At 28.7% G+C, this 9,344-nt stretch carries 10 protein-coding genes; 7 read left to right on the top strand and 3 right to left on the bottom strand.

The genetic code is table 11. From position 1 onward, the window contains the following. The coding region (locus QM495_RS04460; RefSeq protein ID WP_408670909.1) for an acyl-CoA dehydrogenase family protein at positions 1–380 on the bottom strand (380 nt) is incomplete at its 3' end. 158 nt (positions 381–538) lie between these two features. Here QM495_RS04460 and QM495_RS04455 point away from each other — a divergent pair. From QM495_RS04455 to QM495_RS04425, 7 genes are all read left to right on the top strand, one after another. Next, positions 539–898: a four helix bundle protein gene (locus tag QM495_RS04455; RefSeq protein WP_408670908.1), complete on the top strand. Its 360-nt coding sequence runs from the start codon at positions 539–541 to the stop codon at positions 896–898. Between the two features lie 37 nt (positions 899–935). Further along, positions 936–1,322 (top strand): ribonuclease P protein component, encoded by a 387-nt coding sequence (gene rnpA, locus QM495_RS04450; RefSeq protein ID WP_408670907.1) that lies wholly within the window; start codon positions 936–938, stop codon positions 1,320–1,322. Further along, positions 1,309–2,946, top strand: a complete 1,638-nt coding sequence (locus tag QM495_RS04445; protein WP_408670906.1) for a S41 family peptidase — start codon at positions 1,309–1,311, stop codon at positions 2,944–2,946. The genes rnpA and QM495_RS04445 overlap by 14 nt, the downstream gene beginning before the upstream one ends. Positions 2,947–3,022: 76 nt before the next feature. Continuing rightward, a complete protein-coding gene (locus QM495_RS04440) occupies positions 3,023–4,711 on the top strand; it encodes a DUF6909 family protein (RefSeq protein ID WP_408670905.1) in 1,689 nt (562 codons plus the stop codon). Between the two features lie 9 nt (positions 4,712–4,720). After that, the gene (locus QM495_RS04435) at positions 4,721–5,317 is read left to right on the top strand and encodes a sugar transferase (protein WP_408670904.1); all 597 of its coding nucleotides are present in this window, start codon (positions 4,721–4,723) and stop codon (positions 5,315–5,317) included. A 1-nt stretch (position 5,318) separates the two neighbouring features. Beyond that, positions 5,319–6,590, top strand: a complete 1,272-nt coding sequence (gene purD / locus QM495_RS04430; RefSeq protein WP_408670903.1) for a phosphoribosylamine--glycine ligase — start codon at positions 5,319–5,321, stop codon at positions 6,588–6,590. 120 nt (positions 6,591–6,710) lie between these two features. Then, positions 6,711–7,637, top strand: coding sequence for a glycosyltransferase (locus QM495_RS04425; protein ID WP_408670902.1), 927 nt, complete (start codon positions 6,711–6,713; stop codon positions 7,635–7,637). On the opposite strand, the gene QM495_RS04420 is transcribed toward QM495_RS04425, so the two are convergent. Continuing rightward, entirely contained in the window at positions 7,605–8,654 is a 1,050-nt protein-coding gene (locus QM495_RS04420; RefSeq protein WP_408670901.1) for a sensor histidine kinase, read from the bottom strand. The genes QM495_RS04425 and QM495_RS04420 overlap by 33 nt on opposite strands. After that, positions 8,644–9,342 (bottom strand): response regulator transcription factor, encoded by a 699-nt coding sequence (locus tag QM495_RS04415; RefSeq protein ID WP_408670900.1) that lies wholly within the window; start codon positions 9,340–9,342, stop codon positions 8,644–8,646. The genes QM495_RS04420 and QM495_RS04415 overlap by 11 nt, the downstream gene beginning before the upstream one ends. Between the last annotated feature and the right edge of the window lie 2 nt (positions 9,343–9,344).

Here is a 9,344-nt window from a genome sequence, read left to right as displayed (position 1 = left end):
AATTTTGGTAAGTATTTTTGCTTTTGAGCTTCACTTCCAAATTTCCAAATAGGATACATTACTAAAGAAGATTGTACCGATGCTGTTGAACGAACACCAGAATCTCCTCTTTCAATTTCTTGCATAATTAATCCGTAACTCATTTGGTCCAATCCAGCACCTCCATATTCTTCAGGAATATAAGGTCCAAAAGCACCAATTTCAGCCAAGCCAGAAACAATTGATGTTGGAAATTTAGCATCTTGTGCTGCTTTTTCAATGATAGGTGAAACTTCACGTTTTACCCATTCGCGAGCTGCATCTCGCACTAATATATGCTCTTCAGTTAGTAATTCATCTAATTGATAATAATCCGGAGCTTGATATAAATCTTGAGACATAAATATATGTTTTATATTTTTTTACAAATTTAAGAATTAAAGTCTTTACCAATTGATTTTTTAAAATCTTTTATTCATTACATTTGTGTTACCTATATAAGTACTTAAAGTGAGCTAAAGTAAAAAGTGCCTAAACACTTAGTAAAGTAATTTTTTTAATGGATAATAAAGAATTTAGTAAACAATTAGAAAACAGAACTAAGAGATTTGCACTTCGTATTATTAAACTATCCATTTCTTTACCAAATTCTGCTGAAGGGAAAGTACTAAAAAACCAAATTACAAAATCTGGAACAAGTATAGGAGCAAATTATAGAGAAGCAAACAGATCAAGAAGTAAAGCAGATTTTAAGAATAAAATTAAAATTTGTGAAAGTGAAGCAAGTGAAACAGTATATTGGTTAGAGATTATTATAGATTTAAACTTTATAGAACTTCAAAAAACTCAATATATTTTAACTGAGGCGAATGAAATATTAGCTATTTTCACAGCTATTGGAAAAAAATTAAGACTCTAGGCATTCTAGGCAATTTATAACTTTAGGCATTTTTTAAATGAGATTTACCTTAGGAAAAGAAGAAAAACTAAAAAGTAAAACAATAATTGAGCAATTATTTGCAGAAGGTAGTCGTGTAAAATCGTTTCCTCTTCAATTAATTTATTTAGAAAAAGAACATGATTCTCAATTTCCAATAAAAGTGGGGTTTACAGTTCCAAAACGTGCTGTAAAATTAGCGGTGAATAGAAATAGAATTAAAAGATTACTACGAGAAGTTTATAGAAAAAATAAACACCTATTTGCTAAAAATTTAAATAAACAATATGTATTTATGTTTATTTATATGGGAAATAAAGAGCTAAGTTTAAATGATTTAGAACAATCAATTATAAAGCTGTGTGATACGTTTTTATTTAAAATTACCGAAAATGAGCAAAATTAAAAAAATAGGAATAGGTATTTTTCTAAGTGTTTCTGTATTGGTTTCTATTGGATTTCAATCTAATTTTTTTGAAATAGCAAAACAAATAGATATTTATACTACATTGTTTAAAGAGTTAAATATGTATTATATAGATGAGGTGAACCCTGCAAAACTCACTAACAATGCAATTAACTATATGCTTAAAAATTTAGATCCTTATACGCGTTATTACGATGAGCAAGGAGTTGAAGGTGCTAGAATTCAACAAGCGGGTGAATATGGGGGAATTGGAATAATAACAAACTATAAAAATAAAACACTTGTCATTCGCGAAATTTTTAAAAATTCTCCTGCCGAAAAATCTGGAATTAAAACAGGAGATAAAATTTTACGTATAAATGATGTTATTGTAAAAGATTTTGAAGGGAAAGGTATCTCAACTTTATTAAACGGATTGCCAAAAACCAACGTAAAACTTCAAATAGAACGTCAAAATAAAAAAATCGAATTAGAAATAATTCGTAAAAAAATAGAAATAAACCCGGTGCCTTACTATACAATGTTAGCTGCTGAGGTTGGTTACATTTCTTTTACTAAATTTAATGAAAAAGCAGCTTCCGAAGTTAAAAAAGCTTTTTTAGAATTGAAAGAAGAAGGAATGAAAAAACTAATTATTGATGTTAGAAATAATCCTGGAGGTTTATTAATGGAAGCTGTAAAAATCACTAATTTTTTTATTCCAAAAGATAAAATTGTGGTAACAACAAAAGCTAAAATTGATAAATGGAGCGATACTTTTAAAACTAGAAATGAACCATTAGATTTAGAAATTCCAATTACAATACTTGTTAATAATCGTTCAGCTTCAGCATCCGAAATTTTAGCGGGTTCATTACAAGATTATGATAGAGCAGTTATTGTTGGAGAACGCTCTTTTGGAAAAGGTTTAGTGCAACGTTACAGAGAACTTTCCTACGGTACACAAATGAAAATCACCATTTCTAAATATTATACCCCAAGCGGAAGATGTATTCAAGAATTAGATTATACAAATAGAGATGATAAAGGAAATATTCCAAAATTTTCCGATGCAGGCAGAGAAATGTATAAAACAGCAATTGGTAGAATTGTTTATGGTGGCGGTGGAATTTCACCAGACATAAAAATTAAAAAACCAATAACCACTAAAACTACAGAAGAACTATTACAATCTGAGGCATTTTTTAATTTTGTCACCAACTATTTTTATGAAAATAAATCGATAGCAGCCCCTTCAAAATTTAAATTAAATAAGGGTATTTTTAATTCTCTAAAAGTGTATTTAACAAAAAACAATAAAGCTTTTGAAACGAAGACTGAAGTTGAATTTAAAAAAGCAAAGCAAAAAGCTGTTTCAGAAAACTTAAACGGTAATTTAGACAAAATATATACGGAACTATTAAAGAATATTCAGCTAGAAAAATTAAAAGAACTAGATAAAAATAAAGAAGAAATACTTCATAAATTAACAGAAGAAATTGTAAAACGTTATTATTATGATGAAGGAGTTTATATGCAAAAATCGGTATTTGATTCAACTATTAAAGAAGCAGTTTCAATTTTAAATAATTTAGACAAATACAATTCGATATTAAAAAAATAAAAGTTTAATGATAACACAATTTAACAAATATGCTAATAAACAGATAAGTTGTATCTTTGAAACCCAAAAATAACCTATGTCACATTCAAAAATTCAAGGAAGAACACGCGCTCAAGAATCATCAAAAGCTATAGAGCGTTTATATATATCAATGCGTCACTTATTTACCAGAGGTTTTTATAAACCAATGGGAATTTCAGGAGATGCTTTACGTGAATCATTACTAGTATTAAGACCAGAAATTTATGGTTCTATTGCTGAAGAAAAAGTAGAATTAAATGGGTTAATTTATGTTATTGAACGTTTACCCGCTGGAATTGAAGAGTGTAGATACATTAATTTAACTGCAGATGAAGGATATTCAAACTCTCATTTTAAACCAATTATACCACCTAAACGTAGAAGAACTTGTTTTAGAATTGATAAAGATCAAATGAACATTGAAGTAACTCGTGGAAGGTCTGAAATTTATGATATTCTAACACACTTAACTTTTTTGTTTGTAGAATCTTATAAAATTGCAAATAAAGTTTTAGTAACCGATGAAGGTGAAACTATTAGAGAATGGAAAAAAATAGAAGATACAGTGTTGCATAATAGAACGTTAACAAGAGATGGTAGAGATATTATGTTAGCGCATATGGCAAGTATTTTAGGTAGAACTTTTGAAGAAACTCAAAATATACATGAAGAATTAGGAGAAAAAAATAATCCAGATCGTTTTTTTCAAGTTATATATTGGTTAGGGCATATTGCCATTAATGAAAAAGTTCATAGTTTAAAAAGAGCCATTAATTTTAGTCCAATACTTAGAGAAAGAATTGGACATCATATTTATGGAGAAGTTTGGGCAACCAACATTAAAGATGTATTAAACGATCAAAAATTAATAAATAGACCAATTCATATTATTAGTGCAAATATGCACAGTGTAATGAACTCTATTTATGCGCCAATAGTTTTACCAAAACAAATTAAAAATAACGATACCATTTCATTATTTGAATTATTAAGTGATGATAAAAATGAAGATTTACGTAAAGAAGTAATGAATTATGCTGCTGAAAATGGGTTAACATTTATTAAAGATACTTCAGGAACCAATATAAATGTACAAATTATTGATACCGAGAAAATTGATATGAGTAAAACTCAATATTCTTTTGATCATAACCTTGAAAATGATGAAAAACCTGTTTTAATTGTGATGGATTATGCGTTTGGTGAACAAGCCTATGAAACTATGGATGAGCTTTTAAAACCATACATTTGTGGTAAGAATAAAAAGTACCATTTAAATGTTGAGTCTGTTTCAATTATGGGAAAGGCAGGCATTTTAGAAGGTGGTAAAGGAGATATTATGATTCCTTCATCTCATATTTTTGAAGGAACAGCAGATAATTACCCGTTCAAAAATCAATTAAAAAAGAGAATGTTTGAAGGATGTGGTGTTCATGTTTCTACAGGAACTATGGTTACAGTTTTAGGAACGTCACTTCAAAATAAAGATATTTTAGGATTTTTTCATGATTCTACTTGGAAAGTTATAGGATTAGAAATGGAAGGAGCACATTATCAAAAAGCAATACAAGCAGCCTCTAAAATTAGAGGAAACATTTCTAGTAAAGTGAAAGTTAGGTATGCATATTATGCGTCAGACAACCCATTAGAAACAGGGAGTACTTTAGCTTCAGGAGGTTTGGGAACAACCGGAGTATTACCAACGTATGTGATAACAGAAAAGATTTTAGAACAAATACTTTAGTCATTTTAATTGAAAAATAAGTCGTACATATTTCCGAAAAGAATTGTCGATATTGTATTTTCAGTGCTCATACTAATTTTAGTACTAAGTTGGCTTTTACCAATTGTTGCAATTTTAATTTATCTAGAATCTGGAGAAAACTTATTTTTTAAACAAGAACGAATTGGAAAAAATGGAAAACCTTTTCATATTTATAAATTTAAAAGTATGAAAGGAAAAGCTCCTTTAAATGACCCATTATTATCTAAAGACGAATCAGCACGAATTACTAAGTTTGGAAAGTTTATTAGAAAATATAGGATAGATGAATTCCCTCAATTTTTTAATGTGTTAAAAGGTGAAATGAGTATTGTAGGTCCAAGACCTGAACGCCAATTTTTTTTAGATGAAATTATAACTCACTTACCAAAATATAAGGAAATACAACAACTTAAACCAGGAATTACATCTCTTGGACAAATAAGATACGGATATGCCGATAATTTAGAGCAAATGTTAAAAAGGGCTAAATATGATTTAATTTATTTAGACAACTTATCTTTATGGACAGATTTTAAAGTAATTTTAAGCACAATAACAGTAGTATTAAAAGGTAAAGGAAGATAAAATGAACGTATTAATTCTAGGATCAGGAGGAAGAGAACACGCACTAGCTTGGAAAATTGCGCAAAGTAAGTTATTAAATCAATTGTTTATTTCCCCTGGAAATGCTGGAACAATGCAATTTGGGTTAAATATAAATGTGAATCCAACCGATTTTAGTGCGATAAAACAAACTGTTTTACAAAATAATATTAAATTAGTAGTGGTTGGTCCCGAAGACCCCTTAGTACAAGGAATTCATGATTTCTTTTTAAATGATGCTAAATTAAAAAATGTTGCAGTAATTGGACCCCAAAAATATGCTGCTCAACTTGAAGGTAGTAAAGAGTTTGCTAAAAAATTTATGATACGTCATAATATTCCAACAGCGGCTTATGAAAGTTTTACCTCTGAAAACTTAGAAAAAGGATATCAATTTTTAGAAACATTAAATCCTCCTTATGTTCTAAAAGCTGATGGGTTAGCGGCAGGTAAAGGCGTGTTAATTTTAAATGACTTGCAGGAATCAAAAGACGAGCTAAAAGAAATGTTAGCAAATCAAAAGTTTGGAATTGCAAGTAGTAAAGTTGTAATTGAAGAATTTTTAGATGGAATAGAATTAAGTTGTTTTATTTTAACCGATGGTAAAAGTTATGTTAACCTGCCAAACGCAAAAGATTATAAACGTATTGGTGAAGGTGATGTAGGTTTAAATACAGGCGGTATGGGAGCGGTTTCCCCAGTTCCTTTTGCAAATAACGAGTTTATGCAAAAGATTGAAGAAAGCATTATAAAACCAACAGTTGAAGGTTTACAAAAAGATAATATTCCATACAAGGGGTTTATTTTCTTCGGAATAATAAAAGTTGATAATGAGCCTAAAGTAATTGAATACAATTGCCGTATGGGAGATCCAGAAACCGAAGTTGTAATACCACGTGTTAAAAGTGATTTTTTAGAATTGTTAATTGCAACGGGTAAAAATGAATTACACAAAAAAACTATCGAGTTTGAAGAAAAAAGCGCTTGTACAGTTATGTTAGTTTCTGGTGGTTATCCTGAAGAATATGAAAAAGGAAAAATTATAAACGGACTAGGTTCAATAGAAAATTCAATTCCTTTTCATGCTGGTACAACTTTAAAAAATAATAAAATTGTAACCAATGGAGGTAGAGTTATTGCTGTTACTTCTTATGGAAATAATTTTAAGGAAGCATTACACCAATCGTATCAAAACATTGAAAAAATTAGTTTTGAAAACATGAATTTTAGAACAGATATTGGTTTTGACTTGTAAAAAAAAATTCTTGTCGCACCCTTAAATTGGGGATTAGGCCATGCAACACGTTGCGTACCTATTATTGATGCCTTAGTTAAGGCTAATTATGAACCTATTTTAGCAAGTGATGGTAATGCTTTGTTATTACTTCAAAAAGAATTCCCTAATTTAAAAAGTTACACACTTCCGGCATATAATATCAAGTATTCTAAAAAAGGTAAAAATTTAAAATGTAAACTTATATTAAGTGTTCCTTCAATAATTTTAGCAGTAAAAAAAGAGCGAAAAATAGTTACTCAACTTATTGAAAAAGAAAATATTATGGGAATTATTTCTGATAATAGATTTGGTGTCTGGAGTAAAAAAATACCTTCAGTTTATATCACACATCAATTGAAAGTATTTTCGGGAATAACCACTTGGATTACTTCAAAAATACATCAAAAAGTAATTAGTAAATTTGATGAATGTTGGGTTCCTGATGTGAATGGAAAGCCTAATTATTCAGGAGAATTAGGGCATTTAACAAATCATAAGTTTAAACTTAAATATTTAGGTGTTTTAAGTAGGTTTAAACATCAAAAATTAGATGTTAAGTACAAATTACTAGTAATATTTTCTGGACCTGAACCTCAACGAACTTTGCTAGAGAATAAATTACTAATTGAATTAAAAAACTATAAAGAAAAAGTACTTTTTGTAAGAGGTATTTTATCTTCTAAAGATAAAATAAAAGATTCAAGCAATTTTAAAGTGGTTAATTATTTATTGTCAAACGATTTAGAAAAAGCAATAAATCAAAGCGAAATAGTAATTGCGCGTTCTGGATATTCAACAATTATGGATTTAGCTGTTTTAGGTAAAAAAGCTTTTTTTATACCAACTCCTGGTCAATTTGAACAGGAATATTTAGCAGAAATGTTGCTTAAAAAACGAATTGCACCTTTTGCAACTCAGGAAAATTTTGAGCTAGATAATTTAAAAATTTTAACTAATTTTTCAGGATTTAAGCGAAATGAAACTAATATTCATTTAGATTTTTTCAACCTTTTCGAGCGTAAATGAAAAACTTGAACCTTTTTTGTATTCACTTTCTACAAAAATTTGTTCGTTATGAGCTTCAACAATATGTTTCACAATTGAAAGACCTAAACCAGAGCCTCCTTGCTCTCTAGATCTACTTTGATCTACTCTATAAAAACGTTCAAACAACCTTTCTTGATGTTCTTTTTTAATACCTTCACCATTGTCGAAAACTTTAATACGTATTTTTTCTTTTTTAAAATGTTCTGCACCTACTACTGTTGTACCACCAATTTTACCATATTTTATAGAGTTAACTATTAGGTTTGTTAGTACTTGCTCAATACGTTCAATATCACCAATAACCATTATTGGACAATCATAATGTTTGTCAAGAAGTAATGAAATACTTCTTTTTTTAGCTTTCATTTCAAGTAAATCGAATACATTTTGTATCACCTCAATAATGTTAAATGGTTGTTTATTTAAGTGTAAATCGGCTGTTTCTAATTTCGAAATTAAATCTAAATCTTTTACAATAGCAATAAGTCTATCAACTCCCTTGTTGGCTCTTTCTAAATATTTACGACTAATTTTTTTGTCATTAATTGCACCATCAGCCAATGTTAATAAATACCCTTGAACTGTAAATAAGGGTGTTTTTAGTTCGTGAGAAACATTTCCTAAGAATTCTCTTCTATAACTTTCACGTAGGTTTAAACTTTTAATTTGTTGTTGTTTATTTTCGGCAAATTTTTGGACTTCTCTAGAGAGTTTATCAACATCAGAAGTGATAGATGCTTTATTAAAATCTGAAGTATCTAAAATTGAGACACTATCATATATTTTTTTTAAGCGCTGGTAAATAAATTTTTCAAGCCTGTATTGAGAAATAATAAATGTTAGTATAAAAATGACACTAACAAAAATTAGAATAAAATTAAGCGTAATAGTAATATTTGACAAGAGATAAGCTACTATTAATAAGGTAAATAATGCAATAAAAGTAATGTAGATGGATGTCCAAAAAGCGAAAGAATATGTTTTTTTAATCTTCATCTAGCACAAATTTATACCCTACACCTTTAACTGTTTTAAAATAATCATCACCTATTTTTTCACGTAATTTACGTATATGTACATCAATAGTTCTACCGCCTACAACAACTTCATTTCCCCAAACATTATCTAAAATATCATCACGCTTAAAAACTTTACCAGGTTTTGAAGCTAGTAAAGAGAATAATTCAAACTCTTTTCTTGGAAGTGAAAGTTTTTTATCATCTTTTATAACTACATATTCTTCTCTGTCAATAATAATATCTCCAACAACTATAGTATCAGAAGATTGTGTATTTTTGTTAACTTTTAATCGTCTTAAAAGTGCTTTAATTTTACTAACTAAAACTTTTGGCTTTATGGGTTTAGTAATATAATCATCAGCTCCTACATCAAAACCGGCAACCTGAGAATAATCTTCGCCACGAGCAGTAAAAAAGGTGATTAAAACATTTTCTAATCCCTTTGTAGCTCTTATTTTTTCACAAGCTTCAATTCCATCCATTTCGGGCATCATAATGTCTAAAATAATTAAATGAGGAGTAGTTTGTTTAGCTTTAGCAATAGCTTCAATACCATTTTTAGCAGTATAAACAGTATAACCTTCACTCTTTAAATTGTAACCTACAATTTCTAAAATGTCAGGTTCATCATCAACTAATAAAATTTTAATTTCTGAATTTTTCATAT

Origin of the sequence: Lutibacter sp., from assembly GCF_046055765.1 — a bacterium.
Taxonomy (GTDB): Bacteria; Bacteroidota; Bacteroidia; order Flavobacteriales; family Flavobacteriaceae; genus Lutibacter.
This window is presented reverse-complemented; position numbering and strand designations above follow the sequence as displayed.